Origin of the sequence: Gordonia malaquae (assembly GCF_037148075.1) — a bacterium.
Classification (GTDB): Bacteria; Actinomycetota; Actinomycetes; order Mycobacteriales; family Mycobacteriaceae; genus Gordonia; species Gordonia malaquae.
Genome location: NZ_JBBCUB010000005.1, coordinates 89553 through 116030 on the forward strand (window position 1 = coordinate 89553; position 26478 = coordinate 116030).

Genomic DNA, 26478 nt, shown 5'->3' on the forward strand with positions numbered 1-26478 from the left:
CGACGTTCCCCTTCCCTATGACGACCAACGAGTAAAGTACGCAGCGTTACTTTATACACGGAGCCTTTCAGATGAGTGCCAGTCCACAAAATCCCGACATCCCGCGGATCACCGAGGGGGCCTTCTTCACCACGCCCCAACGGCTGCCCCGCGGCCCCCACGGGCTGACACGAGACGAAGTGCAGACCATCCAACGCGAGCGGCTCATGATCGCGTACACGGAGTTGGTGGCGGCCCGGGGGTATCACGCAGTCGGGGTCCGCGACGTGGTCGCACGCAGCAGCATGTCGCGCACCGCCTTCTACGAGTGCTTCGACAATCTCGACGATTGCGCGGACGCCGCCTACCAGCGGTTCATCACCGTGCTCGTCAGCACGATGACCGAACGACTCCGCGCGACCGACGTGAGCCACGAGGTTCCGACGGTCATCCTGTCGTACCTCGAAGCGCTCCAGTTCGACCTCGTCGTCGCCCGCACCTTCCAACTCGAATTCGACGCCGCGGGGCCGGCATCCCGTCGACGACGACGCGACGCACTCGGGTTCATCGCCACCGTTCTACGAGACGAGCATCGCCGCCTCGCCGAACTCGATCCGTCGCTCGACCCGGATCTTCCGACCAGCGTGTTCCTCGCGATGGTCTACGCGCTCCGCCAGCTCGCATCCGACGCCCTCGACGACCCCGACGTCACCGATCTCCGGCATCTCGAACCGCCGCTGTCCGCGTGGCTCACTCGCAGCCTGCGCCGAGGCTGACCGCCGTCGACCCTGCGGCATGGTGAAATGGTCCAGTGAGCTTCGACCATGACAACATGACCGGTCCGCTGCTATCGGCGGACTTGGTCAACCTCATCGGCGAAGGGTGGTCGGCCCAGAGTGTCGGAGCGGTCTTCGCCGAACACACGATCCGACGGCCGGACTTCGACGACGGCGGGCTCGCCGAACTACGACGATGGGCCGTGCGCCTGCGTACCGTGTTCGAAGCGGTCGACGAGGACGCCACCTGCGACGCGATCAATGCCTTGCTCGTCGACGGCGCCGGTCAGGTGTACCTGACCACCCACGGGCATTTCGGCCCCCACCTGCATTTCGCGCCCGACGACAGCGACGTGGTGAGCCGCGTGATGGCCGTGACCTCCGGCGGACTCGCCGTCTTCACCGTCGAGGCAGGCGGACGACGACTCGGCGCCTGCGCGCGCTCGGACTGCGATCGGGTCTTCGTGGACACCAGCCGAAACGGCAGGCGCACATACTGCAGTGCACGATGCGGCAACACCGACGCCGTCAGCCGCCACCGATCCAGGGCACGCCTGAAGGTGTAATGGTTGATCTGATCTGACTCATTTCATCATCGTGGTTGGCATGACCACGGAAACCATCTGGACCACCGTCTCCAGCCACACCACCAGCACAGGTCGGATCGCCTATCAACGGAACGAGTCGGGGCAGTACCGCGTCGTAGAACGTCGCTTCGACAGCCTCGCTCCCGATGGTCAGTGACCGACCGCAGGCGCCTTCACCGTCGTCGGATGCTCGACGATCCATCTCCGGCCCGCGTCAACAGCGTGCCGAAGAGCAATCCGCTCGCCGATGTACGTGATCGGACCGCCAATCAGCGGCACCATCGATGCCCAACGAGCCACAGCGGGAGGCCCCGGTCGCGCTCCCAACGCCGATGACAGATCGTAGAGGGTCCGGCCGATACCGACCGTCACCTCGACCACGCTGTCCGCATCCGGGGCGACGATCGGATCGCCCCCGTCATCGAGCCCGGCGACCACCGGCGAGAGGTCGCGCTTGAAGAGGATCTCACCGAGCATCACCACGCCCGCCTCACGCGTGTCGACGCCGTACTCGCGCGACACCGCCCTCAGCACCAACGCTTGGCCTGCGACGCCGAGATACCCGCCGATCGGCAGCCAGCGAGCCCAGACACCGAACATGCCGGGAAACGCCACCGCCGTCGTGGTCACCGCACCGACTCTAGTGACCCACCAGTCCGCGCGCTCGTTCATAGAGAGCTCGTTCCAGCCCCTGGTGCCGGGCCAATCGACGGCCGAGAGGACGCAGGATCGCCGCTTCAAGTCGAAGACGTCAGCGGTCGCCAGGACGTCGAGGATCTGATCGATCGACGCAACCGTCCGGTCGAGAACAGCAACCAGTCGGGCGTCAGTCAACGCCATCAGTCGTCGTCCGAGTCCTGTGCGTCGGCAGCCGCGTTACGCGCCGCTGCGATCTCGAGCGCACGACGCGCCGACGCCTCGTCGGGGTACGGCCCCATGCGATCGAAGACGTCTCCGACCTTGCCCTGGGTGACCGCGCCAGTCGAGATCTGGTAGTACCACTGCGTGTCCTCAGCCATGCGTCCAGCGTAGAGCACCGAGCCCGTGTGCGCGCTTGTCACGCGCCCGTCGAGCAGGGTCAGACGGCAGTGCGGTGAGCGACGTCGTCGTAGTCGGTGTCGTAGTCCTCGCGGTAGGCGAAGTCGTACGTCGGGAGGTGCTCGAACGCCGGATCCCCGTCGTCGATCTCGAGGACGATCGCCCCGCCGGGACGACGCAAGCGGGCAGGCGGCGCGACGTAACCCGGTTCGGCGTGGACACGCTCTACACGCTCGTCCTCGGCTCGCCGACGACGCTGCCGCGCCATGCGCTGCGCATGACGGATCTGGTCGGCCCGAACAGCGCGACGGAGGAACACGAGATACATGGCGAAGACTGCGACCATCACACCCGCCGCGACGTAGCCGAGCGGCTGGATGAAGAACGCCGACACGATGGCAGCGGTCGTCAGCACGGTCAACGTCGCCAGCACTCGGCGCCGCTCGCGGTACGAGGCCTCGTCATAGTCCTGCGCTCGTCCCGGTCCGTAGCCGCCGGTGCCCCGCATCGCGCGCGGCGTGGGAGCGACATGATCGTTGTCGTCGGCCTCCGCCTCCGCCGATTCGACGTCCTCCTCGTCGTCGAGGATGTCGAACGCGGCATCGGAGTCGTCGAGATCATCGTCCTCGTCGTGCGGTGTCACCACGTCGGCACGTGCAGCCTGGGCCCGGTCGATGTCGACCACGTCGACGTCCACCGGCTCGAACACGTCGGTCACCTCGAGCGGACTCTCGGCTTCGGCGCGCAGGGTGACGGGCTTCGCGTCGGCGGCTTCGTCGAGATCGGTCTCGTCGACCGCCGCGTCGTCGGTCCCCGTCTCGTCGATCTCGGCATCGAGTACGTCGGAATCGACGTCGGCCTCCGCGTCGGTCGCGTCGTCAACGGTCTCGCCATCAACGATCTCGGCGTCCAGCACTTCGGCGTCGGCGTCTGTCACGAGGTCGTCAAGGGTCTCGTCGACGGCGTCGTCAGTCGACTCGGACGCGGCTTCGGCGGCCGCTTTCCGTTCGGCCAGGCGCTTCGCTGCGCCCTCGGCGCGAGTCGATCGCGCCTGCGTGGCGCGACGACGCGCGGCGGCCCCACGACTGCCGCCACGGTGCACCACACGGGTCTGCGCGGCCGTAGCAGTCGATTTGCGAGCCTCCGGCCTGCCGCGCAGCACCATCGGCACCAGCACGAACAGCCAGACCACGATCAGGAACACCCACAGCACGGAGGAGTTAGGCATGTCGGGCGACCTCCTTCTTCGAGTCGAGTGACGAGTCTCCACTGGACACCCTAGGGACGCTTGGGCTTTCAGTCCCGGCGGCGCGCCGCAACACCAGTGAAATCACTGGATTCACAGTAGTCACATCAGCCACAACGGGTGCGGTGAGGTCAGACTCGACCCAGCGCGCGCCCCGATCGGACGAGACCGTCGACGGCACTGCCGACCACCTCGTCCGACGTCATCGCGAACAGCAGGTGGTCGCGCCAACGTGAATTCACGTCCATGTACCGCTTCAGCAGACCCTCTTCACGGAAGCCGATCGCTTTCAGCACCGCCTGCGATGCGACGTTGTCCGGCTGGACCGTCGCGTCGAGGCGATGCAGTCCGACCGGCCCGAAGCAGTGGTCGACGCCGAGCGCGACGGCCGCTTGCGCGATTCCGCGTCCGGTGTGTTCTCGATCCACCCAGTAGCCGATCCACGCGCTCAGGACCGCACCCCGTTGAATGTTGCCGACGGTGAGCTGGCCGACGTACCGACCGTCCAGTTCGATGACGTACGGAAGCATCACTCCGCGTCGCGCTTCGCTCTTGAGGACGGAATGAAGGGGCGCCCACGCGGATGCCTGATGGCGACGCTCCCACTGGCCGACGCCGGTCGGCTCCCATGGGAGGAGTTCGTTCTGATTGCTGATGCGGAGTCGACTCCAGGTGTTGCCGTCGCGCATCCTCACCGGCCGGAGGGTCAGCAGACCCGCGTGCAGGCGCACCGGCCCGAGCGTTGACGGCCAGCCGGGATGCTTCGCAGAGTCGACCAGCCAAGAGAACACGTCTGTGAGTCTATTCGTCCGGGTTCGCGGTCAGCCGCGCTCGGCCAGGAACGACACCTCGACACGGTCACCGGTGTTCACGTCTTCGACGTCCTCCGGGATCACGATCAGGCAGTTCGCCTCGGCCAACTCGGCGAGCAGATGCGACGTGCCCGACTCCGACTCCCCGATCACCTGGACCAGGTATTCGCCGGACCGCTCGTCGCGCATCAGCTGACCTCGCAGGAAGCCGCGTCGGCCTTCGACGGACGCGATCGGTCCGATCGAGCGTGCGGTGACCGTCCGACGCATCGGTTGCCTCTTGCCGAGCGCGATGCGGATCAGCGGTCGGACCATCACCTCGAACGTGACGAGCGCGCTCACCGGGTTCGACGGCAGGAGGAAGGTCGGGATCTCGTCACGGCCGAGGCGCCCGAACCCCTGAACAGAGCCGGGATGCATGCCCACACGACCCACTTCGAGATCACCGAGCCCGGCGAGCGTCTCGGTCACCATGCGCGACGCGGCGCCGCCGACGGCACCGCAGATCACCACGATCTCGGCGCGGATGGTCTGCGCCTCCACCACTTCGCGGAGTCGGTCCGGATCGCGGTCGGCGATCCCGACACGATGAACCTCTGCACCCGCATCACGGGCGGCCGCGGCGAGTGCATAACTGTTGACGTCGAACACCTGACCGGGACCCGGATCACGGTCGATGTCGACGAGTTCACTGCCGACCGCGATGACCGCCACTCGCGGACGCGGATGGACAAGCACCCGTGCGCGGCCGACAGCTGCGAGCAGGCCGACTTGAGCAGCCCCGATGACCGTACCGGTCCGGACCGCGACGTCTCCTGGCTGAACGTCGTCACCGACACGCCGCACGTAGTCGCCGCTCTCCACGGAGTGGCCGATCATCACCCGATCATCATCGCCGTCGGTCCATCGGTGCGGCACCACGGCGTCGGCGAGAGTCGGCAACGGAGCGCCTGTCTCCACCCGAACCGCCTGGCCAGGCTGCAGCCTGGTGGGCGTGCGCGACCCGGGTTCGACGTCGCCGACGACCGGCAGACGGACCACGAGTCGACCCGATCCCTCGAGCACACTGACATCGACGGGTTCGTCGTCGAGGTCAGCGGTGTCGTCGGGTTCATCGGCGCCTGCCAACGCCACGTCGACCGCACGCACCGCGTAACCGTCGATGGCGGCCTGGTCGAACCCCGGCAGCGGATCAGTGGTGACCACTTCCTCCGCGCACAGCAGTCCCTGCGCTTCGGAGATCGCGACCTGGATCGGCCGCGGTGCCACCACTGACGCAGTCACGAGGCTCAAATGGTCCTCGACCGATCGCATCGTCTCTCCTGTCGTGTCCTGGCCCCGCCAGGGTAATGCCCACAACCGTGGGACCGGTGCAGGCGCGCGGAGTTCAGCCCTGGGCGAGCCGGTCCTGCAGCCACGCACGCAGTTCCGGACCGTAGTCGTCGCGGTCTAGCGCGAAGTCGACGGCAGCCTTCAAGTACCCGCCGGGATTGCCGAGGTCGTGACGGGTGCCGCGGTGCACCACCACGTGAACCGGCTCGCCCTTCTCGATGAGCAGAGCGATGGCGTCCGTGAGCTGCAGTTCGCCGCCGGCACCCGGCGTGATTTCGCGCAGCGCGTCGAAGATCTTGCGGTCGAGAATGTAGCGGCCTGCGGCTGCGAGATTCGACGGTGCCTGGTCTGCCGGTGGCTTCTCGACCATTCCGCGAACCCGCTTGACGTCGGGCGACACTGGATCGGCGTCCTCGACGTCGAAGACGCCGTATGCACTGATCTTCTCGTCGGGAACCTCGATCGCGCACAACACGCTGCCGCCGTAGCGCGCTCGTGTCTGCGCCATGCGGCCGAGCACGCCCCCGGGCAGGACGAGGTCGTCGGGAAGGAGCACGGCGACGGCGTCCTCGTCGTCGGCGAGCTGAGGTTCCACGCAGCCGACTGCGTGTCCCAGGCCGAGCGGCTGGTCTTGGATCACAGACGCCACTTCGAGCAGGGACGGCGCGTTCCGCACCTTGGCGAGCATCGCTTCCTTGCCGCGCGAGGCCAGCGTGTGCTCGAGAACGAGGTCTTCGACGAAGTGCGCGACGACGCCGTCCTTGCCGGGTGAGGTCACCACGAGGAGCCGTTCGGCGCCTGCCGACTTGGCCTCCTCGGCGACGAGTTCGATGCCGGGAGTGTCGACCACGGGAAGCAGTTCTTTGGGAACCGTCTTGGTGGCGGGCAGGAATCGGGTCCCAAGGCCGGCCGCGGGCACCACTGCGGTGTGCGGGATGCGAGGTTGACCGATCGCACCGGACGAGGACGAGACGGGATTGGACATGGTTCCGATTCTAAAGGCTGGTTCTGGCAGGATCGGCCACGCACCACTGGACGTTCGCTGAGAGGGCACCGACATCGTGACTGCGATGAAGAAGGACCGAAGGGCCGACCTGCTCGCCGCACGCGGACGGATGTCCCCGTTCGTGATCGCGCAAGTGAACGCCGAATTGGCGGAGTGGATGTACGCGCTGCCGGTCCCGGTGGCCCCGGGCGACACCGTCGCCGCCTACGTCGCAGTCGGTGACGAACCCGGCGGGACCGCGATGCTCGAGGCACTCGTCGACCGCGGCCTGCGTGTACTGCTCCCCGTTGTCCCACGCGGCGAGCCGACCGCGCTGCACTGGGGTGAGTTCCGCGGCGAGGATGCTCTCGTCCGCGGACGGTGGGATCTCCTCGAACCCGCCGACGCTCTCGGAGTCGAGGCGGTGGCCGATGCGCGGGCGATCCTGGTACCGGCGATCGGTGCAGACCGTGCGGGAGGGCGACTCGGGCGCGGTGCGGGCTACTACGACAGGACGCTGGCCGCGACGCACGCGCCGATCATCGCCGTCGTGTACGACGACGAACTGCTCGACTCGATCCCGCAGGAACCGAACGACGTCCCCGTCGACTGGGTCCTCACGCCGGGCGGCGGGTTCCTCCGCACGCCGCACCCGTGAGCTGAGTCAGGCGCTCGCGGCGCCGGAGTCGGAGGATGTGGAGCTGCTGCTCGAGTCCGACGTCGACGACGCGGCGGGCAGCGAGCCCGATCCCGAGCGGGAGTCGGTGCGGTAGAAACCGCTTCCCTTGAAGACGACGCCGACCGAGTTGAACAGCTTCCGCAGTTTGCCACCGCATTCGGGGCAGACTGTCAGCGAATCGTCCGAGAACGACTGCACGATGTCGAATTTGTTGTCGCACACGGTGCACGCATAGCTGTAGGTGGGCACGGGAAACCTCCGGTCGGTCAGAACACTCAGTGTAACCGGTCCTGGCACTCCGTCATTCCGAGTGCCAGCCCGACAGGCGGCAGTATCCCGGAGATTTGGGAATTGTGACCCACGTCATGCCATTCTGGTGGTCGTCCACACCTACGAACACCACCGAACATGGAGCCTTGATGAGCGAACTGCTCGCCACCGCAAACGAATGGATATGGAGTAGAGGCCTGATCTTCCTGTGTCTCGGCGCAGGCGTCTACTTCTCGATCCGCAGCCGCTTCCTGCAGGTCAGGCACTTCGGCCACATGATCAAGCTGATGTTCGTCGGCGAGAAGTCGGAGTCGGGCGTCTCGTCGTTCCAGGCCCTCGCGATGTCGCTGGCCGGACGTGTCGGCGCAGGCAACATCGTCGGCGTCGCAACGGCGATCGCGTTCGGCGGACCGGGCGCGCTGTTCTGGATGTGGGCTGTCGCCTTCCTCGGTGCATCGACCTCGTTCGTCGAATGCACCCTCGGCCAGATCTACAAGGTCAAGGATCCGCTGACCGGCGAGTACCGAGGCGGTCCCGCCTACTACCTGAGCCGCGCACTGGCCCACACCAAGGCATCGACGCCGTTCAAGATCTACGGCATGGTGTTCGCCGCGGTCACGATCATCGCGTGTGGTGTCCTGATGCCGAACATCCAGTCGAACTCCATCGCCGAGGGCGCGGCCAACGCCTGGGGCACCGAGAAGTGGCTGGTAGGCGCCATCACGATGCTGCTGCTGGCCTTCGTCGTCATCGGCGGCGTGAAGCGCATCGCAACGTTCGCGGGCATCGTCGTCCCGTTCATGGCCATCGTCTACATCCTCATCGCGATCATCGTCGTCATCGCCAACGCCTCTGAGATCCCCGAAGTCCTGCGCCTGATCTTCTCCAGCGCCTTCGGCGCCGACGCGGCGTTCGGTGCGATCCTCGGCTCGGCGATCATGTGGGGCGTCAAGCGCGGCATCTACTCGAACGAGGCGGGCCAGGGCACCGGACCGCACTCGGCGGCGGCAGCCGAGGTCAGCCATCCCGCCAAGCAGGGACTCGTCCAGGCTTTCGCCGTCTACATCGACACGCTCTTCGTCTGCTCGGCCACCGGCTTCCTGATCTTGTCGACCGGCGCCTACCGCGTCTACTCGGGCGAGTCCGCCGACGGCGACATCATGCGCCCGTCGGCAGTGCTGGACCAGTCCGGCGTCGTGGCAGGCGACGGCCCCGGCGCGTCGTATGTGCAGGCGGGCATGGACACCCTGTGGGACGGCGCGGGCGCGTCGTTCGTCGCGATCTCGTTGGCGTTCTTCTGCTTCACCACTATCGTCGCCTATTACTACATGGCCGAGACCAACCTCCGGTACATGCTGGGCAACGCCGCGACGAAGCCGTTCCGCTTCCTCGCCGACACCGTCGGCGGAAACGTCACTCGCCTGCTGCAACTCGTGATCTGCCTGTCGGTTCTGGCGGGTGCGATCGCATCCGCGGAGGACGCCTGGGCGCTGGGCGACATCGGCGTCGGCACGATGGCGTGGCTCAACATCATCGGCATCCTGATCCTGCAGGCTCCGGCGTACAAGGCGCTCCGCGACTACGAACAGCAGAAGAAGATGGGGGCCGACCCGGTCTTCGACCCGCAGAAGCTCGGCATCATCGGTGCGACCTTCTGGGAGACCTACGTTCCGCCGACTTTGAAGAAGGAGAAGGTCGACGTCTGACCTCACTCCCCCGGTTCCTCTGACGGCAGCCTCTCGACACCGGTCGAGGGGCTGCCGTTGTCTGCCCTGCAGAATTGGCGGAGATTCCCGTCGTGGGACCGGAAAACGCCGCCAACGGTGAGAGACAGCGTTTCCGGAAGAGTCAGATGACTCGTTTGTCGATGTCGGGCACTCCGTCGCGGTTCTCGTCGTCGGAGCGTGCCCGTGAGGCATCCCAGCGCAGGAGGATCGCACCGAGAACCGCGGCGACGAGCGACCCGAGGAGAATGCCGACCTTCGCTGCAGGCTGATGGTCGGCAGACAGGCCCGACTCCGGGGAGAACGACAGCTCAGCGATGAGCAGCGCAACCGTGAAGCCGATGCCGGTGAGCAGCCCGACAGGCAGGAGATCACGGAGGCCGATGGCGTCCGGCAGACGGAGCGGCGTGATCCGGGTGACGATCGCGACCGTCGCCATCACACCGATCACCTTTCCGACGACGAGGCCGGCGAAGATGCCCACACTCACCGGTTGCACGATGTGTCCGAGCCCGACAACGGTCACGCCCGCAGATGCGAATGCGAACAGCGGCAGGGCTATCGCGGTGGAGTATGGGGTCACCCGCTCGCCGATCGACTCGGTCCGCGGATGACCCTCCCCCTCCCTGGCGATCGCCGGCACGGTGAAGCCCAGCAGCACGCCCGCCACGGTCGCGTGAACACCGGACGAATGCACGAAGCCCCAGGCGGCGATCGCGAGCGGGATCAGAACCCAGACGCGGATCCGTGCCATTCTCGCGGCGACTCCGAACACGACGACGCAGGCGAGGCCCGCCGCCAGCATCACAAAATCGATCGAGTCGGTGTACACCGTGGCGATCACCGCGATCCCGAGGAGATCGTCGACGACGGCGAGCGTCATCAGGAACACCCGCAGGGCGACCGGAAGGCCTCGGCCGAAGACAGCGAGGACCGCGAGCGCAAATGCGATATCGGTGGCTGTCGGCGTCGCCCAGCCGCGCAGCGCCTCCGGTTCGAACGACCCGACGATCGCCACGTAGACCAGAACCGGGGCGATCATCCCGCCCACTGCGGCCGCGATCGGCACCCCCGCACTCCGCGGATTGCGCAGACTGCCCGCGACGAACTCCTGCTTCAGTTCGACGCCGACGACGAAGAAGAAGATCGCGAGCAGACCGTCCGAGGCCCACTGGGCAAGCGTCAGATCGAGGTGAATCGATTCGGGTCCGACTGTCACGGCGAGGAGGTCGTGATAAGCGTCGCGCCACGGCGAATTGGCCCACACGAGAGCTAGTACAGCGGCGGCCATCAACAGGGCCCCGCCCGTGGTGTCCGCACCTACCCACGCCCTCAAACGATCAATCGATCCAGTTTTCGCAGGCGTCTGTTCCATACGTCCACCTTCTCAGACGCCGCCCCTGTGGATGACGGCAACAACTCGACACACTCGTCCACAACTCGATTCTCGGGCCGTTCGACAATACCGCCCCGACGTACATTTCCGACATGAGTGATGACCGCCGTGCACACACCCTCAATCCGACGCCGATCGACCGAGTCCGAGAACTCACCGCCCCCACCTGGGTGAGGTCCGTCGCATTCCGTCGTTGTGTCGCGGCGCTCCTCTTGGTCGGCGCCGGAGTCCAGACGGTCATCGACAACCGAACCCCGACCTCTCCGACCGCCCTCGTCGCCGCGCGAGACTTGAAGCCGGGCGAAATCGTCACCGCGGACGACGTCCGGGCGGCACCGGTGCCTCACGATTTGATGCCCGACGACCCTCCCGACGTCAATGCGATAGCCGGCCGTCACGTCACCGGACCCATCCACGCGGGGGAGATCATCACACGTCATCGCCTTCTGGATCCCCGTCTGCCCGCCGAGATGACCGGCGACGACCAGGCCCGGCTCGTACCGGTGCGGCCCGCGGACGAGTCGTCGACGGCCTTCATCCGGCCGGGCGACACCGTCGATCTCCTCACCGAGAACGGTGACGTTCTCGCACGCGATGCGACGGTCGCGCTCTCCCCACAGTCCGACGGTTCGGGCCGCCCCGGGCCGGTTCTCGTCGCGCTGCCCGCGGCGGCTGCTCACCGGGTCGCATCGGCCGGACTTCGTGAACAGATCACTTTTGTATTGCATTGAAATTCGATAACGCGCCGAATGTTGCCGCGAAATGACAGCGATGCTGCATTAGACTCAGCGACGTCACGGCACAACGAATAACTTTAGGGGGAGCCTCGTGCTCAAAGGATTCAAAGACTTCCTGATGCGGGGGAACGTCGTCGAATTGGCCACCGCGGTCATCATCGGCGCAGCATTCACCGCCATCGTCACCGCATTCACCGAGAAGATCGTCAACCCGCTGATCGCATCGATTCCGATCAGCACCGACTACGCCGGCCTCGGTATCCGCCTGCGCGACGGCATGCCCGAGACCTTCGTCGATTTCGGCGCGGTGATCACCGCACTGATCAACTTCGTGATCGTCGCCGCGGTCGTCTACTTCCTGATCGTCATGCCCTACAACAAGCTGTCCGAGCTTCGTAAGCTCGGCGACGCCGAGGTCGAGGAGGACGAGGTCTCGCTGCTCACCGAGATCCGCGACCTGCTCGACCCGACCGCCAAGGAGCGCAAGGCCGCAGAGACCGCCGCCGCGAAGGCTGCCGCCGAAGCCGAGGAGACACGGTTGCGCGACGAGCTGCGCGCCCGCGAGGACGCGGCACGTTTCGACTCCGCCGAACAGCCCAGCTCCCCGTTCCCGGAGCAGCCGCAGCAGCCCAACTACGGCCAGCCCGGCGTCACACAGCAGTTCACCGCTCCCCCGCAGGCCCAACAGCCGTACGGCCAGCCGCAGGCTCCAGCGGGTCCGCCCAGCGGAGGCTTCCCGACACCCAATCCGGCACCGGGCCAGTACCCGCCGCCCGGAAACCTTCCTCCGGGTCAGTACGCGCCGGGCCAGTACCCGCCGCCGCCCGAGGGTGGCCAGTTCCCGCAGGGACAGTTCCCGAACGATGGGCCGCGCCACTCGCGCTGACACCGGGATCGACATCGAAGAAGGCTCCGTTTTGTGCCGGAACGGAGCCTTCTTCGTGTTCTCGTCCCACCGATGTTAGGTTTACCTCCACGATTGACCGTCCTTATCCATGGAGGCCCCGCATGACCGTCGACGCACCCACGATCGTCGCTACTGAGGACACGTTGTCCGCAGCGATGAAAAAGGGCTCTGCCGTCGAGCACGAGCAGGCCGAAGGATCGACGTTCATGTCGGCGCTCCTCGACGGACGCATGCCTGCCGCCGGGTACGTCGCTTACCTGCGGCGACTCCGCCCGATCTACGCTGCGCTGGAGTCGACAGCGGCTGCACTCGCGGACGATCCGATCGCATCCAAAGTCGTCGATCCCGCATTGAACCGGCTCGCCACCATCGACGCCGACCTCGCCCACTGGGCGCCGGAGAGCACCGACGACGTCCTCGATTCGCCTGCCGCCGCTGAATACACGGCCCGTGTCAACGCCTCCGCAGAATGGCCCGGCGCTTTTGTCGCGCACCACTACACCCGGTACCTCGGCGATCTGTCGGGCGGACAGGCGATCGGCCGCATCCTCGACCGCAATTTCGAACTCGACGGCGCGGGCATCGCGTTCTACGCGTTCGACGAGGTCGGCAAGGTCAAACCGTACAAGGACGCCTACCGCGATCAGCTCGACGAGATCGGCGAGACGCTGACCGCGGACGAACGCGCCCGTCTCGTCGACGAGGTCAAGGTCGCTTTCCGTCTCAACCAGGCACTGTTCGCCGAACTCAGCCAGCTGTTCCCGAGCTGAATCCGGCCACACTCAAAGGACGGCGTCTCGAATCCGAGAGGCCGTCCTTTGAGTGTTTCATCCGTGATGTGGTGGACGGTTCTCGTCGTACCACTCGCGGCCGCGGCCGCTGTGCCGACGCTCACCAGGCTCCGTGATCTGCTCCGGCAGGTCGTCGCCGAACACCGCGTCAAGGCGGCGTCGGCGTTCCCAGTCGGCTTCGTCAGATGTCACTGATGTGCCCGATCACGTGCCGGGCCAGCGGCAACAGTGTCGCCATGCCGTCGCGGACGGCGGCGCGCGAGTCGGCGATGTTGACCACCACTGTCTGGCCGGAGATGCCGGCGAGGCCACGTGAGAGTCCACCGTCGGTGGCGCCCGCGGACAGGCCGGAACTGCGAATGGCCTCCTCGACACCCTGCAGACGACGGTCGAGGAGAGGTTCGGTGGCTTCCGGGGTCACGTCGCGAGCTGCGACGCCGACGCCGCCGACCGACACCACGAGGTCGACACCACCGATGACCGCGGTGTTCAGGGTGTTCCGGATCTCGATCTCGTCGCCGGGAACGGTGACGGTGGCGTCGACGTGGAATCCAGCCTCTTCGAGCAGTTCGCCCACGAGCGGACCGAGTGAACTGGGGCCCTCGCCGTGCGCGACTCGATCGTCGACGACCACCACCAGGGAGCGAGCGAATCCATCTCCGGGCGCAGTGGCTGCGAGTCCCGGGCTTGTCGACCGGGCGGCCGCGTCCGCGGCCTGCGCATCGGGGTCGTCGAGGATGTCAGTCATGTCTGCCTCTCTGGATGTCATAGCGTGCCGAGGGTGACGTCGACGGTCTTGCTGTCTCCGTTCACCGTGTACGTCACCTTCACCGTATCCGCCGGAGCGTTGGAACGTACGGCGGCGACGAGAGAATCCGCCGACGTGATGTGACGGTCGTTGACGGCGGTGATGAGTGCACCGACCGGGATCCCAGCGCGTTCCGCGGGTCCGCCGCGGACGACGTTCGCGACGACTGCTCCGGGCTTCTCCAGATCCGCAGCCGGTCGCACAGACACACCGATGTTCGCCTGGGTCGCCTTGCCGGAGGTGCGCAACTGGTTGGCGACTCGCATCGCCTGGTCGACGGGGATCGCGAACCCGAGACCGATGCTGCCCGACTCCGAACCCGTGCTCGCGCCGAGCGTGGCGATCGCCGTGTTGATGCCGATGAGGGCCCCCGCCGAGTTGATCAGCGCGCCACCTGAGTTGCCGGGATTGATCGCCGCATCGGTCTGGATCGCATCGATCACCGAGTCCTGGCCGTCCGCGCCGGACGTCGACACCGGACGATTCAGTGCGGAGATGATTCCTGTGGTGACAGTGCCCTCCAGGCCGAGCGGCGAACCGATCGCGATCACGTTCTGACCGACGGTCAGGTTGTCGGACTTGCCGATCGTGATGGGAGTGAGGCCGATCTTGTCCGCCTTGATCACGGCGACGTCCGACACCGGATCGGCGCCGAGCACACGAGCCCTGGCACGCGACCCGTCGCTGAAGCTGACCAGGACCTGCATGTTCGGTCCGCCGACCACATGGTTGTTGGTCAGGATGGTGCCGTCGTCCGACAGCACGACACCTGAGCCGGAGCCGACCTCACGTCCGTTCGAGACGGTGATCGACACCACGGACGGCAGCACACGCGCCGCAGTCTCCTGGACCGATCCGGGAGCGGCGGGCGGCTGCGCGGTCTGCGTCGGGCCGGTCGCGATCGAGGTGTCGGCGTTCGACGACGTGCCGTTGCGGTCGGAGACCAGGTACCCGACTCCGCCGCCGACGCCGCCCGCGAGCACCGCGACGACGGCGGCGCCCACGAGGAGCTTCTTACCCGACCCGCCGCGACCCGAGCCGCCACCCGGAGCCGGATCCGAGCCGATCGGCGGAAGCGATCCCGTCGGCGGTCCGCTCGGCGACGCGGCGGCGAACTGACCGGTGCCGTACGGCTGCTGGTAGGGCGTGGTGGACGGCGCGCCGTACGGTGCCGTCGGAGCTGCGGCCCCGTAAGCCCCGGACTGATGCTGAGGCGCCTGATATTGGGGCGCCTGATACGCGGGGGTCACGGTCGTCGGCTGTTGGGCGGCGAATCCACCGGTCGAGGTGACGCCGGTCGGGGCGTCGAACGGGCTCGAAGCGGCACCGGCATCACTCCCAGGAAGCGGCGGGAGCTTCGAGTACGGAGTCGGCGCGGGATTGTTCTGCGCCGTGAAGTCGTCTTGTCGATCCGAGGGGTCGCGGTATCCGCCGTCAGTCATGATTGTCAGCCTAGGCCAGGAGACTGTGAAGTCGGTCAAAGGATCCTGGGAATCCGTCCCATGACCGACGCCGCCTGCTTTTCATCGACGGACGACAACAGGGTCGGGTTCGGTGTGCAGCGCCGACCCCGGCAGGCGCATGCGGATCAGGGCGCCGCCTTCCGACGAAGATTCCGCGACGACGGAACCGCCGAGGCGCACCACCACCTGCCGGACGATCGCAAGCCCGAGACCCGATCCGGGCATCGACCGAGTGGCGTCGGCACGGTAGAAGCGCTCGAACACGCGCTCACGGTCTTCCGGCGGGATACCCGGCCCGGCGTCCGCGACGGACAGTTCAGCCGTCTGCAGCCCCACTTGATGAAGACGCACATGGACAGTGCGTCCCGGCGGGCTCCACTTGGCGGCGTTGTCGAGCACGTTGAGCACGGCACGTGCCAGGCCGTGTTCCTCACCGAAGACGAACCACGGCGCCGTCTGGACATCGAACTCGATGTCGGCACGACGGCGTCGGACCCGGAGCAGCGCATCGTCGATGACCGACTCGAGTGCGACCTCTTCGTGGACGGTGTCGAGTGAGTCGTCGCGAGCGAGGTCGACGAGGTCGCCGACCAGAGTCGACAGTTCCTCTATCTGGGCCATCACATCCGACCGCAGTTCCACCATGTCTGAGGCGGGGATCGGTGGCGCACCGGGCGCTGACGAGGCGATGAGCAGTTCCAAGTTGGTCCGCAGGGACGTGAGCGGCGTCTTCAACTCGTGACCTGCGTCGGCGACGAGCCGCGCCTGCTGGTCACGGGATTCGGCGAGCGCGCCGAGCATCGTGTTGAAGCTCTCGGTGAGGCGGGCCAACTCATCGGTCCCGGTCACCGGTATCGGTCTCAGGTCCTGGGTCTTCGCGACGCGCTCGACGGCTTCGGTAAGGCGACCCACCGGACGCAGACCGCCCCGCGCCACCGCTGTTCCGGCGAGGGCCGCGAACGCCACTCCCACGCCGCCCGCGACGAACAGCACAGATGCGAGCCGTTTCAGGATGGCGTCGGTGCGGTCGAGCGACTCGGCGAGCATCAGGGTGCTGCCGTTCGACAGTTTGCGGGCGAGCACCCGGTGGTTCGACGTGGTCCGCAGACTCTGGTTCAGCTTTCCGGGCGGGTTCACCGATCCGATGATCTGTCGTTCGGTGTCGCCGTACGGCACTTCGCCCAGCATCAGCGTGTGCCCTGTCGGTTCGACGAGCGCGATCGAGATCGACGTCGAGAACACTGTTCCGGCAAGGAGATCCTCCGGACCGTTGCTGAGGCGCCCCAGCTTCGACAGCACGGTCATCCCGTCGGCGCGGGTGATCAGCTGCGTGTCGACGTCGCGGTACAGCGATCGGGAGACGACGAAGTACGCCGCGCCCGCCATGAGGGTCGCCGACAGGAGGACGACCGCGGCGGCGAGCAGCGCGACGCGGTTCCGGAGCGACACCGATCGGGTCAGTGCGTTCGGCGCACGCATCGGTCGATGTGCTCGGCTCGTCAGGAAACTCATCTAGGGTGCGGAGCTCTCACGGAGCACGTAGCCGACGCCGCGCACCGTGTGGATGAGTCGCGGTTCGCCGTCTGCCTCGGTCTTGCGCCGCAGGTAGCCGATGTACACCTCGAGAGCGTTGCCCGAGGTCGGGAAATCGTAGCCCCACACCTCTTCCAGGATCCGACTGCGCGTCAAGACCCGCTTGGGGTTCGCCATCAGCATCTCCATGAGCGCGAACTCGGTTCGTGTCAGGCTGATCTGACGTTCGCCTCGTGTCACCTCACGAGTCACCGGGTCGAGGGTGAGGTCGGTGAAGCTGACCGCTTCCGATCCCTCCTCGTCCTCCCGCGCCGTGCGCCGCAGCAGCGACCGGACTCGAGCGAGGAGTTCTTCCAAGGCGAACGGCTTGGGCAGGTAGTCGTCGGCGCCCGCGTCGAGTCCGGCCACCCTCTCGGACACCGAGTCGCGTGCGGTGAGCACCAGGATCGGCAGGTCGTCGCCCGCGGACCGGAGTCGGCGGCACACCTCCAGACCGTCCAGGCGCGGCATCATCACATCGAGCACCAGCATGTCGGGGCGATCGGCGATCACCTTCTCGAGTGCTTCGAGGCCGTCGCCCGCCGTGTCGACGGTGTAGCCGTTGAAGGACAGGGACCGACGAAGGGACTCTCGGACGGCCCGATCGTCGTCGACCACGAGTATGCGCATGCCTACAGTCTTATCGTCTCTACTTCAGATCCTGCTGAGAAACACGCGGGTCACCGTCGCCTGCGGGCCACCGCGAGCATGTCCGACACGTCGGTGAACTTGATCCGCGGGCGTCCGACAGCCTGTCCCCTCGCCCGCTCGGCGCGATCGATGGACCGCACGCCGCGGTATCGGACGAGGTTGGGCGACCTGTTCTGCACGAGCGTGCGGAAGTCGTCCGGACCGTGCGCAGTCCTGGGCAGACGCCCTGCCGCGGCGTCGTCGATGAATGCGTCCACGGTGGCGATCGCGTGCGCCTTGTTGGCACCGATCCCTCCGACGGCCCCGCGCGCCGCCCACCCGAGGGCGTACACGCCGGGGATCGCTTCGCCTGTCTCGCTGATCACTCTGCCGTCGGCGTTGGGGATGACGCCGCGTGCGTCGTCGAAGGGCAGACCGTCGAGGCGCACCCCGCGGTACCCGATGGAACGGACGACGACGTCGGTGGTGATGTCGTGTGTCAGGTCGCCTGTCGTCACACTGACGGCTCTGACCTGTCCTCGATCACCCGCGGAGATCTGTTCGACGGCGCTGTGGAACAGCAGGACGATTCGTCGCCGTTCGGGCACGGGCGGACCGTCGAGTCCCAGCCCGTCGGGGTTGTCGGCGACGATCACGTCGACCCCCGGAAGTTCTTGCAGTGCCCGGAACTCGGCTGCCGTGTACGCGGCGTCGGCCTGACCTCGTCGACCGAGCAGCACGACTTCCCGGATGTCCTGTCTCTCCAGGAGGGCCAGTGCCCGGTCGGCGATGTCGGTGGCGGCCAGCGCGTCCGGCGACGACACCAGGATTCGCGCGACGTCGAGAGCCACGTTGCCGGTTCCCACGATCACGGCGCGTCCCACTCCGTCTTCGGGAATCGGCGGCCCTTCCGCACCTGGATATGCGTTGTACCAGGCGACCAGATCGGTGGCGGCCGTCGAACCGGGCAGGTCTTCACCCGGCACTCCGAGCGCTCTGGAGTCGGGTGCGCCGACCGCGTAGAAGACGGCGTCGAAGTGGTCGGCCAGTTCCGCCGGGGTGACGGCGGATGGGCCGTCGCCGATCTCGACACCGCCGAGCAGATGGACACGCCGGTCGCGATAAAGCAGGTCGAAGGTCCGGAGGACGCCTTTGGTGCCAGGGTGATCGGGTGCGACGCCTGCGCGGACGAGACCTCCGGGCGTCGGCAGCCTGTCGATCACCGTGACATCGGCGTCGGTACGTCCGATCAACGTGCGGACGGCGTACCCGCCCGACGGGCCGGTGCCGACCACTGCCACTCGGAGTCCGTCCGGCAGACGAGGGATCACCGGGTACACGATGTCCGACCATCCCGATGAGATGTCCGGGTTGTCGCGGTAGAAGGCGGCGTTGACCTCGATGAACACCTTGTCCCGCTCGCCGAGGCGATCGGCCGGGTAGATCGCGTCGACCGGGCACGCGTCTGCGCACGCCCCGCAGTCGATGCACGCGACCGGATCGATGTGGAGGATGTCCGACGACCCGAATCCTCGTTCCTCCGGAGTCGGGTGAATGCAGTTCACCGGGCACACGGAGACGCACGCGGCGTCGCTGCAGCACGACTGCGTGATGACGTGGGCCATCAGATCATGTGGACGCGGCGGTAGTTGCGCCGCGCGGCCCGCGTCAGCAGCCCCACGTCGTCGAGGAACTCCATCAGATGCGTGCAGTTGCTGCGGACCATCGCGTGGAAGTGCTTGTTGGTGCGACGTTCGGCGAGCGCACGGTCCACGTCGAGTCCAGCGTTCGCGTACACCTGCGGCTGGACCAGGTTCGACACGATGTACAGCGCACCGAGGGAGGTGTAGAGCGCACAGAATCGCCGCTTGAGCGGACTCATGCCTGCCATCGACTCGCGGACCTGCTCGCGGGCGAACTTCATGTGCCGAGACTCTTCGAGCACATGGATCTCGTTGATCGTGCGGATGAACGGGAGCACTCGTTCGTCGCGCATGCAGCCGCGCTGGAACACGTCGAGGATCTCTTCGGCGACCAGAATGCCGGCGTACGAGACCGCTCCGCGTGCCGTGTGCTGGAAGATCTTTCCGAGACGACCGATGCGACGCGGCGGGTGATACGACGTACCGACCATCTTCGACGACGCCTTCGCGAACATGATCGAGTGGCGGCATTCGTCGGCGATCTCGGTGAGCGCGAACTGAAACTCCGGCTCGTGGTATCGGCCGAGGTACTGATCGCGCAGCACCAATTCCTGCAGGATCATCTCGAACCAGATGCCGACGTTCATGATCGACGCGAACTCATGCCGAGTCAGTGTCACCTGCTGCTCGACGGTCAGCTCGTTCCAGTAGTCGGTCCCGTACAGCGTGGACCACTCCGGGCTGCAGCCGTAGTGCGCCGGGTCCATCGGTTCGGACCAGTCGATCTCCGTCATCGCGTTTCGCGAGAGTCGCGCGGCGGACTCCACCAGTCGCTGCGACACTTCGTCCACCCCACGGTCAGGTGTGCTCATCGAGGCGTTCTCGAGAATGGTCATCTCGAACTCCCATCAATCGATGTGACAATATTTGTTGTCACGATAACACGCGTGTGATGAGCTTCATAGACCCCTAGTTTCCCTACCCGCGAGTAAGTAGGGTTCATGGGACAGAGATGCAGGTCAGCACACAGAGGGAGAACGTCATGCCGTCGATCGTCATCACCGGTGGAGCCGCCGGAATCGGTCTCGCCACCGCCAAACTGTTCCGCTCTCACGGCTGGACTGTCGGCATCTACGACGTGGACAAGACCGCACTCGCAGCGGCCGCCGCCGACGACCCCGAGTTGATCACCGGAGTCCTCGACGTCCGCGACCCCGACCAGTGGGACGCAGCCCTCGCCGACTTCACCTCGCACACCGACGGACAGCTCGACGTCCTCGACAACAACGCGGGCATTCTGCTGTCGGGCAATCTCGCCGACATCAGCCCGGAGGCGATCAAAGCGCAGATCGACATCGACGCCCTCGGCGTCACACTCGGCGCCCGCGCAGCGCACAAGTATCTCAAGGCGACGCCGGACAGCCACCTGGTCAACATCGCGTCGGCCTCGGCCATCTACGGACAGCCGGGCATCGCGACGTACAGCGCGACGAAGTTCTTCGTCGCGGGCCTCACCGAAGCCCTCGAACTCGAATGGCAGCAGGACGACATCCGGGTGGTCTCCATCTGGCCGCTCTGGGCGCAGACCGCGCTCGCCGAGGACACGGATGCGAAGAGCACCCGCACCCTCGGTGTCCGGCTGACCGCCGAGGACGTCGCCGCGAAGGTGTGGGAGTCGGTGCATCCGTCGACCGTCGACCGTCTCCTGTCACGCACCAGCTACTCCGTGGGAGTGCAGACCACACTCCTCGGCAACGCGGCCAAGTTCATCCCGAACGTCCTCAACCGCGGAGTGAACAAGCTGCTGGCGCAGTAGCCGCACCGCCGTCAGCGGTCCGCCGCGACGAGATCGGCGCAGTGTTCACCGATCATCATCACCGTGATGTTCGGGTTCACCGACGTGTGCTCGGGGAACACCGACGCGTCCGCGACGCGGAGCCCGTCGACGCCCTTGACCCGTAGTCGGGCATCGACGGGCGCCTCGTCCGCGGATCCCATCGCCGCCGTCCCGACCGGGTGATAGACGGTGTTGTGGGTGGCGCGGATGTACGTTGCGAGATCGGCGTCGTCGACCACACCCGGACCGGGGAACAGTTCGTCGCCCACCCACTTCGCCATCGCCGGTTGGGCGACGATCTCGCGAGCCCGACGGATGCCCGCGGTCATGATTCGGATGTCGTATCCCTCCGGGTCGCTGAAGTAGCGCGGATCGACGAGCGGCTTGTCGCGGAAGTCGCACGACCGAAGTCGGACGGTCCCACGCGATCGAGCGTGCGTCACGTTCGGCGTCAGACAGAACACGTTGTCGGCGGTCGGGTAGCCCTGCCGGACCGTGTGCATGTCGAACGGCACGCTGCCGTAGTGCATCATCAGATCCGGCCGATCCAGGCCGTCGTCGACCATGTCGAACACGCCGATCTCCCACCACTGGGTGGAGTCGACGGGCATCGGCTGCTTCGCGACCCAGGAGATGACTCCCTCGGGATGGTCCTGCAGGTTCAGCCCGACCCCGGGTGAGTCGACGAGGACGTCGATCCCGTGCTCGGCCACGTGCGCCGCAGGTCCGATGCCGGAAAGCATGAGCAGCTTCGGGGTGTCGATGGCACCGGCCGACAGGATGAGCTCCCGCTCTGCGGTGATCGTTCGAGCACGCCCGAATTGGTTGTCGACCACTTGAACCCCGACGCACCGGGTGCCGTCGAACATCAGACGCGTGGCCCGCAGCCCGGTCAGAAGGGTGAAGTTCGGCCGGTCCGCGATCGGATGGATGTACGACACCGACGACGACGAGCGGGTGCCGTCGGCGCGCCGGTTGATCTGGAAGAAGTTCGCACCGCGGGTGACGGTGGTTCCCGTGTTGAAGCGGGTGGTCGGGATCCCTGCCTGCGCCGCCGCTTCGAGCAGCGCGACCCCGCACGGATCGTTCGGCGGCACGTTCATCAGGTGGACTGGACCGCTGTCGCCGTGGTGCGGAGCGTCCGGCCCCGCGTCCTCATTGGTCTCGAGGCGCGCGAGGATCGGCCACATGGCGTCGGCGTTCCACCCCGTGGCGCCGAACGTCGTCGCCCACTCGTCCAGGTCCTCACGCGGTGGCCAGAACGCGATGCACGAGTTGTGCGACGAGCAGCCGCCGAGCACCTTGGCGCGCGCGTGGCGCAGGAACGAGTTGCCCGACGCCTGCGGTTCGACCGGGTAGTCCCAGTCGTAGCCGGATTCGAGCAGTTCCATCCATCGGTTCAGCCGAAGCACCTCGTCGACACCTCGATCGTCGGGGCCAGCCTCGATCAGTGCGACTCGCACCGACGGGTCGTCAGACAGTCGTGCAGCGGCCGCGCAGCCGGCGGAGCCGCCGCCGACCACGACGTAGTCGAATGAATCCGCGCTCATCAGTCCTCCTCGTGTCGTCGGTCAGCGAACCAGCCGGTGACCTCGGGTGCGATGTTCTGGTACACGTGTTTGGCCTCGCGGTACTCGTCCAGCCCGGTGGGGCCGAGTTCTCGCCCGACGCCGGACTGCCCGAACCCGCCCCACTCTGCTTGCGGCAGGTACGGGTGGAAGTCGTTGATCCAGATGGTTCCGTGCCGAAGGCGGTTCGCGATGCGCTGCGCCTTACCCGCATCCTGTGTCCACACGGCGCCGGCAAGGCCGTAGACCGTGTCGTTGGCGATGGCGACGGCGTCGTCCTCGTCGGTGAACGTCTCCACGGTGACGACGGGGCCGAACGCTTCGTCGGTCACCACCGACATGCCCCGCGTGCACTGGTCGAGCACCGTCATCCGGTAGTAGAAGCCCGCGTCGAGGTCGCTCGTCCCCGAGGTTCCCGTCGCGTAGTCACCGCCGCACCGGACACGAGCCCCTTCGGCGACGCCCGCCTGAACATAGGCGTGCACCTTCTCTCGGTGCGCCGAGGAGATGAGCGGACCGGTTTCCGCGGCGTCGTCGAACGGTCCGCCGAGTGTGATCTGACCTGCACGCTCGACCAACGCGTCGACGAACCTCTCGGCGATCGACTCCTCGACGACGAGGCGCGCGCCCGCCGAGCAGACCTGCCCGGAGTGGACGAATGCGGCGTTGAGAGCGTTGTCGACGGCCGCGTCGAAGTCGGCGTCGGCGAATACGACGTTGGGGTTCTTGCCGCCGAGTTCGAGCGCCACCTTCTTGACCGTCGCGGCCGCCGACGCCGCGATCACCCGACCGGTCACGAGGCCGCCGGTGAACGACACGAGGTCGACGTCGGGGTGACCGGACAGGGGTGGACCCGCCGTCGCGCCTGCACCCGTCACCAGGTTCGCCACGCCTGCGGGCAGTCCCAGCTCGTCGAGCAGACGCATCGTCAGGATCGCCGTGTGCGGTGTCAGTTCCGCGGGTTTGAGGACGAACGAACACCCGGCGGCCAATGCGGGCCCGATCTTCCACGCGGCCTGCAGCAGCGGGTAGTTCCACGGAGTGATCAGCCCGCACACACCCACCGGTTCGTACTGGATCCGACTGACCACACTCTCCGATCCGGCGTCGACGAGCCGTCCGGCGTCCTTCGACGCGAGTTCTGCGAAGTAGTCGAAGCAGTTCGCGATGTCGTCCATGTCGATCCGGGATTCGACGATCCGCTTGCCGGTGTCCAACGACTCCGCGCGTGCGAACTCCTCCCGTCGCTCCCGGATCCCGGCGGCCAGGCGGGCGAGCAGCTTACCGCGCTCTCCGGCCGACACCGAGGCCCACCGTCGATCGTCGAATGACCGCCGGGCGGCCTCGATCGCCCTGATCGTCTCCGCCGACCCGGCTTCGCTGACCGTTCCGACCAGCGATCCGTCCGCCGGACAGCGGATCTCGCGAGTCTCGCCATCGGCCGCGGCCTCCCACCGACCGTCGATGAACAGGGTCTGTGCGTTCACTTGACCTCCTTGGTCTGTCCGCTTGCTGATTGTCGGTCCGGTTCGCCGAGTTCGGTCTGTTCCGGCTCGAGCATCTCTTCGGTGAAGTCGGCCGACCAGTCGACTGTCTGTTCGTTGGAGACCGTCGCCGACGCGCTGTTAACGCCTTCGATGTAGTGGTGGTGTCGTTCGTAGTGATCGAGCACGTTCGAACTGATCTGGGCCTTGGTCAGGCCGTACACGTCGAAGCCCTCGCTGCCCTGAGCGGTGAACACCTCGAGCCGGAAGAACTTGTCGCGACTTTCCGGGGTCCGGCCGAACACCGGGGTGGGATGCCGGGTGGGATACACCTGGTAGTGGAATGTCGGTCCGTCGCCGAGGTCGACGTCGAGATGATGACTGGTCAGATCGTAGGCCTCGACGTACGCCGACCCGACCACTGCGGACATCCCCGATCGCACCAGTTCGTCCGCGACGTCGGCGAGCGCGGGGCGCACCACGGATTCGGAGAACCGCGCGACATCGTCCCGGTCCGGATAGTGCACCAGGCGCTCGACCCGCTGCCGCCAGTTGAGGGCGGTCCCGCCCGACGCACGATGCGACAACGCATGTGTCATCGCCTCGCGACGCGACGCGACCCAGTGCCCCTCCGCGCGCAACGCTCGGAACAGGCCGAGCATCATCAGCGCGACGACGATCGCGAACGGCAGGCCCATGATGACCGTCGCGTTCTGCAGAGTGGTGATGCCGCCGATGAGCAGCATCGCCATCGTCAGACCGCCTGTCGCGAGGGCCCAGAAGATTCGGACCCACTTCGCACCGTCCGACTCGTTGTCGGAGATGTGGGAGCTGAAGTGAGCCATCACGAGCGCACCGGAGTCGGCACTGGTGATGTAGAACAGCAGTCCCGTGAATGTCGCGATGACGACGAGCAGCGGTGCAGCCGGGTACTCGTGCAGCAGGGCGTAGAACGCCTTCTCCGGGGTCTCGACGGCGGTCGTCGCGAAGTCTCCGTCCCGTCGAGCGACCTCGAGTGCGCTGTTCCCGAAGACGGAGATCCAGATGAGTATGAACGCGAACGGCACTGTCAGGGTGCCGAGAACGAACTGTCGGATGGTTCTGCCGCGGGAGATCCGGGCGAGGAACAGTCCGACGAACGGCGCCCACGCGATCCACCACGCCCAGAAGAACAGAGTCCACGTCGCCTTCCACTCGCCGGTGTCCTGGTAGGCGAAGGTGTCGAGGGCCATCGACGGGAATCGGCTCGCGAAGTCGCCGATGTTCTGGACCAGCCCGTTCATCAGGTACGTCGTCGATCCGGCGATCAGGATGAAGAGCAGCAGTCCGATCGCGATCACCACGTTGATCTCCGACAGCCGCTTCACGCCCTTGTCGACGCCGGACACCGCCGACAGGATCGCGATGATCACAGCGACCGCGATCAGACCGGCCTGCGCCCAGTGACTCTGCGCGATTCCGAACAGGTCGTCGAGACCGACGTTGAGCTGCGCGACGCCGATGCCCAGGCTGGTGGCCAGACCGAAGATCGCCCCGAGAAGTGCCGCGATGTCGACGGAATCGCCGAGGAGTCCGTCGACTCTGTCCCCGAAGATCGGCTGCAACGCCGACCGCAAGCTCAGCGGCTTGTTGTACCGGTAGGCGAAGTAGCCCAACGACATGCCTACCAGTGCATACAGGGCCCACCCGATGATTCCGTAGTGGAACAGCGTCCAAACGACGGCCTGGCGAGTGGCCTCCAACGTCTGCCCGTCCCCGGTGGGCGGCGCCGTCCACTGCGTCACCGGTTCGGCGACGGAGAAGAACATGAGGTCGATGCCGATCCCGGCCGCGAAGAGCATCGCAGTCCACGAGAAGAGTCGGTATGCGGGTTTTGAGTGGTCCGGTCCGAGCTTCACGCCACCGACCCGGGAGAAGGCCGCCCACAGAACGAACAGCAGAACCGCGACCACCAGTGCGATGTAGAACCATCCGAGTTCGTCCGCGACCCAGGTGACGGCCGCTTGAATCACGCGGTCCGCACCGGCGGTGTCGACGAGCGCCCAGACGATGATCGCGATCACTCCGGCGCTCGCCCCGAAGAACACCCTCTTGTTGACCGGAATCGGGGGCGGGACGACCGACCCCGCGCCGTCCGGACGATCCGATGTCGACTGGCGAACCTGCGTCACGACCACTCCCCTGACGAACTGTGTCTGCGTTACGTGAGTTTCC

The 26478-nt window shown here is 66.6% G+C and carries 27 protein-coding genes; 10 read left to right on the top strand and 17 right to left on the bottom strand.

Annotated elements, in window-relative coordinates:
* Positions 1-71 precede the first annotated feature (71 nt).
* Genes WFK36_RS17305 through WFK36_RS17315 form a run of 3 tightly spaced genes read left to right on the top strand, consistent with a single transcriptional unit; the run spans position 72 to position 1499 of the window.
* A complete protein-coding gene (locus WFK36_RS17305) occupies positions 72-755 on the top strand; it encodes a TetR/AcrR family transcriptional regulator (RefSeq protein WP_008378964.1) in 684 nt (227 codons plus the stop codon).
* 56 nt (positions 756-811) lie between these two features.
* On the top strand, positions 812-1321 hold the full coding sequence (locus WFK36_RS17310) for a CGNR zinc finger domain-containing protein (protein WP_336793179.1): 510 nt from the start codon (positions 812-814) through the stop codon (positions 1319-1321).
* Between the two features lie 40 nt (positions 1322-1361).
* Positions 1362-1499, top strand: a complete 138-nt coding sequence (locus WFK36_RS17315) for a hypothetical protein (protein WP_157435967.1) — start codon at positions 1362-1364, stop codon at positions 1497-1499.
* Here WFK36_RS17315 and WFK36_RS17320 read toward each other — a convergent pair.
* The 6 genes from WFK36_RS17320 to WFK36_RS17345 all read right to left on the bottom strand — a co-directional run bounded on the left by WFK36_RS17320 (position 1493) and on the right by WFK36_RS17345 (position 6755).
* A complete protein-coding gene (locus WFK36_RS17320; protein ID WP_336793181.1) occupies positions 1493-2182 on the bottom strand; it encodes a hypothetical protein in 690 nt (229 codons plus the stop codon). The genes WFK36_RS17315 and WFK36_RS17320 overlap by 7 nt on opposite strands.
* Positions 2182-2361: a hypothetical protein gene (locus WFK36_RS17325; RefSeq protein WP_040519957.1), complete on the bottom strand. Its 180-nt coding sequence runs from the start codon at positions 2359-2361 to the stop codon at positions 2182-2184. The genes WFK36_RS17320 and WFK36_RS17325 overlap by 1 nt, the downstream gene beginning before the upstream one ends.
* Positions 2362-2420: 59 nt before the next feature.
* Entirely contained in the window at positions 2421-3608 is a 1188-nt protein-coding gene (gene sepX, locus WFK36_RS17330; RefSeq protein WP_336793182.1) for a divisome protein SepX/GlpR, read from the bottom strand.
* A 149-nt stretch (positions 3609-3757) separates the two neighbouring features.
* Positions 3758-4417, bottom strand: coding sequence for a GNAT family N-acetyltransferase (locus tag WFK36_RS17335; protein WP_008378974.1), 660 nt, complete (start codon positions 4415-4417; stop codon positions 3758-3760).
* A gap of 30 nt (positions 4418-4447) precedes the next feature.
* Complete coding sequence (gene glp / locus WFK36_RS17340) at positions 4448-5752, bottom strand: molybdotransferase-like divisome protein Glp (RefSeq protein WP_008378976.1); 1305 nt, start codon at positions 5750-5752, stop codon at positions 4448-4450.
* Positions 5753-5825: 73 nt separating this feature from the next.
* Positions 5826-6755: a UTP--glucose-1-phosphate uridylyltransferase gene (locus tag WFK36_RS17345; protein ID WP_336793184.1), complete on the bottom strand. Its 930-nt coding sequence runs from the start codon at positions 6753-6755 to the stop codon at positions 5826-5828.
* Between the two features lie 76 nt (positions 6756-6831).
* Here WFK36_RS17345 and WFK36_RS17350 point away from each other — a divergent pair, with 76 nt between their 5' ends.
* On the top strand, positions 6832-7413 hold the full coding sequence (locus WFK36_RS17350; protein ID WP_419717507.1) for a 5-formyltetrahydrofolate cyclo-ligase: 582 nt from the start codon (positions 6832-6834) through the stop codon (positions 7411-7413).
* 6 nt (positions 7414-7419) lie between these two features.
* Here WFK36_RS17350 and WFK36_RS17355 read toward each other — a convergent pair whose 3' ends face one another.
* A complete protein-coding gene (locus WFK36_RS17355; RefSeq protein WP_008378983.1) occupies positions 7420-7683 on the bottom strand; it encodes an FmdB family zinc ribbon protein in 264 nt (87 codons plus the stop codon).
* A gap of 170 nt (positions 7684-7853) precedes the next feature.
* Between WFK36_RS17355 and WFK36_RS17360 the strand changes: the two genes are divergently transcribed.
* Entirely contained in the window at positions 7854-9410 is a 1557-nt protein-coding gene (locus WFK36_RS17360) for an alanine/glycine:cation symporter family protein (RefSeq protein WP_008378985.1), read from the top strand.
* Positions 9411-9552: 142 nt separating this feature from the next.
* Here the strand turns inward: WFK36_RS17360 and nhaA are convergent, their stop codons facing one another.
* Complete coding sequence (gene nhaA, locus WFK36_RS17365; RefSeq protein ID WP_336793189.1) at positions 9553-10803, bottom strand: Na+/H+ antiporter NhaA; 1251 nt, start codon at positions 10801-10803, stop codon at positions 9553-9555.
* Between the two features lie 113 nt (positions 10804-10916).
* On the opposite strand from nhaA, the gene WFK36_RS17370 reads away from it, so the two are divergent.
* The 4 genes from WFK36_RS17370 to WFK36_RS17385 all read left to right on the top strand — a co-directional run bounded on the left by WFK36_RS17370 (position 10917) and on the right by WFK36_RS17385 (position 13454).
* Positions 10917-11555, top strand: coding sequence for an SAF domain-containing protein (locus tag WFK36_RS17370; RefSeq protein WP_336793190.1), 639 nt, complete (start codon positions 10917-10919; stop codon positions 11553-11555).
* 97 nt (positions 11556-11652) lie between these two features.
* A complete protein-coding gene (mscL, locus tag WFK36_RS17375) occupies positions 11653-12447 on the top strand; it encodes a large-conductance mechanosensitive channel protein MscL (protein WP_008378991.1) in 795 nt (264 codons plus the stop codon).
* A gap of 122 nt (positions 12448-12569) precedes the next feature.
* Positions 12570-13238 (top strand): biliverdin-producing heme oxygenase, encoded by a 669-nt coding sequence (locus WFK36_RS17380; protein WP_336793193.1) that lies wholly within the window; start codon positions 12570-12572, stop codon positions 13236-13238.
* Positions 13239-13286: 48 nt separating this feature from the next.
* On the top strand, positions 13287-13454 hold the full coding sequence (locus tag WFK36_RS17385; RefSeq protein WP_336793194.1) for a hypothetical protein: 168 nt from the start codon (positions 13287-13289) through the stop codon (positions 13452-13454).
* Here the strand turns inward: WFK36_RS17385 and WFK36_RS17390 are convergent.
* The 6 genes from WFK36_RS17390 to WFK36_RS17415 form a co-directional block, all read right to left on the bottom strand.
* A complete protein-coding gene (locus WFK36_RS17390) occupies positions 13441-14007 on the bottom strand; it encodes a MogA/MoaB family molybdenum cofactor biosynthesis protein (protein WP_008378995.1) in 567 nt (188 codons plus the stop codon). The genes WFK36_RS17385 and WFK36_RS17390 overlap by 14 nt on opposite strands.
* A 17-nt stretch (positions 14008-14024) precedes the next feature.
* Positions 14025-15509: a S1C family serine protease gene (locus WFK36_RS17395; RefSeq protein WP_336793197.1), complete on the bottom strand. Its 1485-nt coding sequence runs from the start codon at positions 15507-15509 to the stop codon at positions 14025-14027.
* An 81-nt stretch (positions 15510-15590) separates the two neighbouring features.
* Positions 15591-17009, bottom strand: a complete 1419-nt coding sequence (locus WFK36_RS17400; protein WP_336793198.1) for a sensor histidine kinase — start codon at positions 17007-17009, stop codon at positions 15591-15593.
* Between the two features lie 33 nt (positions 17010-17042).
* Positions 17043-17732, bottom strand: coding sequence for a response regulator transcription factor (locus tag WFK36_RS17405; protein ID WP_008379000.1), 690 nt, complete (start codon positions 17730-17732; stop codon positions 17043-17045).
* 50 nt (positions 17733-17782) lie between these two features.
* Positions 17783-19357 (bottom strand): 4Fe-4S binding protein, encoded by a 1575-nt coding sequence (locus WFK36_RS17410; protein ID WP_336793200.1) that lies wholly within the window; start codon positions 19355-19357, stop codon positions 17783-17785.
* Positions 19357-20271, bottom strand: coding sequence for an AurF N-oxygenase family protein (locus WFK36_RS17415; RefSeq protein ID WP_008379004.1), 915 nt, complete (start codon positions 20269-20271; stop codon positions 19357-19359). Before WFK36_RS17415 ends, WFK36_RS17410 begins: the two co-directional genes overlap by 1 nt.
* A gap of 146 nt (positions 20272-20417) precedes the next feature.
* Between WFK36_RS17415 and WFK36_RS17420 the strand changes: the two genes are divergently transcribed.
* Complete coding sequence (locus tag WFK36_RS17420; RefSeq protein ID WP_040519965.1) at positions 20418-21191, top strand: SDR family oxidoreductase; 774 nt, start codon at positions 20418-20420, stop codon at positions 21189-21191.
* 11 nt (positions 21192-21202) lie between these two features.
* On the opposite strand, the gene WFK36_RS17425 is transcribed toward WFK36_RS17420, so the two are convergent.
* From WFK36_RS17425 to betT, 3 genes are read right to left on the bottom strand one after another with little or no spacing between them, the layout of a single operon-like run.
* Positions 21203-22762 carry a GMC family oxidoreductase gene (locus WFK36_RS17425; RefSeq protein WP_336793203.1) on the bottom strand — a complete coding sequence of 520 codons (1560 nt, stop codon included), beginning with the start codon at positions 22760-22762 and terminating at the stop codon, positions 21203-21205.
* Complete coding sequence (locus tag WFK36_RS17430) at positions 22762-24267, bottom strand: aldehyde dehydrogenase family protein (protein ID WP_336793204.1); 1506 nt, start codon at positions 24265-24267, stop codon at positions 22762-22764. Before WFK36_RS17430 ends, WFK36_RS17425 begins: the two co-directional genes overlap by 1 nt.
* Positions 24264-26435 carry a choline BCCT transporter BetT gene (betT, locus tag WFK36_RS17435; protein ID WP_336793205.1) on the bottom strand — a complete coding sequence of 724 codons (2172 nt, stop codon included), beginning with the start codon at positions 26433-26435 and terminating at the stop codon, positions 24264-24266. The genes WFK36_RS17430 and betT overlap by 4 nt, the downstream gene beginning before the upstream one ends.
* Between the last annotated feature and the right edge of the window lie 43 nt (positions 26436-26478).

Coding starts and splice junctions, on each gene's coding strand:
- WFK36_RS17415 (WP_008379004.1), bottom strand. CDS start 20,271: ATGACCATTCTCGAGAACGCCTCGATGAGCACACCTGACCGTGGGGTG.
- WFK36_RS17320 (WP_336793181.1), bottom strand. CDS start 2,182: ATGGCGTTGACTGACGCCCGACTGGTTGCTGTTCTCGACCGGACGGTT.
- glp (WP_008378976.1), bottom strand. CDS start 5,752: ATGCGATCGGTCGAGGACCATTTGAGCCTCGTGACTGCGTCAGTGGTG.
- WFK36_RS17390 (WP_008378995.1), bottom strand. CDS start 14,007: ATGACTGACATCCTCGACGACCCCGATGCGCAGGCCGCGGACGCGGCC.
- WFK36_RS17360 (WP_008378985.1), top strand. CDS start 7,854: ATGAGCGAACTGCTCGCCACCGCAAACGAATGGATATGGAGTAGAGGC.
- WFK36_RS17370 (WP_336793190.1), top strand. CDS start 10,917: ATGAGTGATGACCGCCGTGCACACACCCTCAATCCGACGCCGATCGAC.
- WFK36_RS17305 (WP_008378964.1), top strand. CDS start 72: ATGAGTGCCAGTCCACAAAATCCCGACATCCCGCGGATCACCGAGGGG.
- WFK36_RS17310 (WP_336793179.1), top strand. CDS start 812: ATGACCGGTCCGCTGCTATCGGCGGACTTGGTCAACCTCATCGGCGAA.
- WFK36_RS17425 (WP_336793203.1), bottom strand. CDS start 22,762: ATGAGCGCGGATTCATTCGACTACGTCGTGGTCGGCGGCGGCTCCGCC.
- sepX (WP_336793182.1), bottom strand. CDS start 3,608: ATGCCTAACTCCTCCGTGCTGTGGGTGTTCCTGATCGTGGTCTGGCTG.
- WFK36_RS17420 (WP_040519965.1), top strand. CDS start 20,418: ATGCCGTCGATCGTCATCACCGGTGGAGCCGCCGGAATCGGTCTCGCC.
- WFK36_RS17410 (WP_336793200.1), bottom strand. CDS start 19,357: ATGGCCCACGTCATCACGCAGTCGTGCTGCAGCGACGCCGCGTGCGTC.
- nhaA (WP_336793189.1), bottom strand. CDS start 10,803: ATGGAACAGACGCCTGCGAAAACTGGATCGATTGATCGTTTGAGGGCG.
- WFK36_RS17380 (WP_336793193.1), top strand. CDS start 12,570: ATGACCGTCGACGCACCCACGATCGTCGCTACTGAGGACACGTTGTCC.
- WFK36_RS17395 (WP_336793197.1), bottom strand. CDS start 15,509: ATGACTGACGGCGGATACCGCGACCCCTCGGATCGACAAGACGACTTC.
- WFK36_RS17400 (WP_336793198.1), bottom strand. CDS start 17,009: ATGCGTGCGCCGAACGCACTGACCCGATCGGTGTCGCTCCGGAACCGC.
- WFK36_RS17315 (WP_157435967.1), top strand. CDS start 1,362: ATGACCACGGAAACCATCTGGACCACCGTCTCCAGCCACACCACCAGC.
- WFK36_RS17345 (WP_336793184.1), bottom strand. CDS start 6,755: ATGTCCAATCCCGTCTCGTCCTCGTCCGGTGCGATCGGTCAACCTCGC.
- WFK36_RS17325 (WP_040519957.1), bottom strand. CDS start 2,361: ATGGCTGAGGACACGCAGTGGTACTACCAGATCTCGACTGGCGCGGTC.
- WFK36_RS17405 (WP_008379000.1), bottom strand. CDS start 17,732: ATGCGCATACTCGTGGTCGACGACGATCGGGCCGTCCGAGAGTCCCTT.